We start from the raw sequence: 409 nt of genomic DNA, 5'->3' as shown, positions 1-409 counted from the left end.
CGGCCCGCGCCGCCGCGATCTGCACGAAGCCGAAGTCCCCCAGCAGCGCCACCTGCTGCGAAACGGTGGCGAACATCAGGTGGGTGTGGGCGTCGATGAGGCCCGGCATCAAGGTGCGCCCGCCGCCGTCGATGCGGGTGAGCGCGACATCGGCCGGTGGCGCGATCGGCGAGGTGGAGATGGTGCGCACCCGGTTGCCGACCACCAGCACATGGCTGGGTGGCGACAGGCGCTCGTCGGTGCCGTTGAAGACCCGCACGTTGTCGATCAGCAGGCCGGTGGCCGGCGCGGTGACTGGGGGGGCCGCGGGCGCCGGGCCGTCGGCCATCGCCGGGCAAACCACGGCCAGCGCCAAGGCACCCAAGCCATGCCTCACGCGCGTCAACATCGCTCGACTGTTCATCGTGTG

General features: G+C 71.6%; 1 pseudogene. It reads right to left on the bottom strand.

Features of this window, described 5'->3' with window-relative positions:
* Window positions 1-355, bottom strand: a pseudogene (locus tag B2W70_RS02070) (amidohydrolase family protein); the annotation flags it as partial.
* Between the last annotated feature and the right edge of the window lie 54 nt (window positions 356-409).

It is taken from the genome of Aquabacterium sp. UBA2148 (assembly GCF_002328915.1).
Taxonomy (GTDB): Bacteria; Pseudomonadota; Gammaproteobacteria; order Burkholderiales; family Burkholderiaceae_C; genus Aquabacterium; species Aquabacterium parvum.
The sequence above is the reverse complement of the archived record's forward strand: the minus strand, read 5'-3'. Positions and strand labels throughout refer to the sequence as shown.